Here is a 247-nt window from a genome sequence, read left to right as displayed (position 1 = left end):
GCTGTGCACTCATGAATGAGACACAATAGGTCGACACAAAGTTAGCCACGCCACGTATGCTGAACATGACAATAACCGCAATAGGAGCCATTAACATAATGTCTTTATTGGCGTTAAACCCACCATGTGTCGGTAAGTCGACACCAGCAGCTATCGCTGGAGTTTGGCTGAAACCTTCATCAATAAAAGGCTTAATAAATGCAATAAACGCCGCATCGACTGCGCCATAGGTAATAAGGCCTAGAAC

1 protein-coding gene is annotated in these 247 nt (G+C 44.9%); it reads right to left on the bottom strand.

What is annotated here, in order from left to right; translation table 11 throughout:
• The coding region (locus AAEY78_RS14440) for a hypothetical protein (protein ID WP_352340131.1) at window positions 1–247 on the bottom strand (247 nt) is incomplete at both ends.

It is taken from the genome of Psychrobacter sp. 16-MNA-CIBAN-0192 (genome assembly GCF_040309565.1).
Lineage (GTDB): Bacteria > Pseudomonadota > Gammaproteobacteria > Pseudomonadales > Moraxellaceae > Psychrobacter.
The sequence above is the reverse complement of the archived record's forward strand: the minus strand, read 5'-3'. Positions and strand labels throughout refer to the sequence as shown.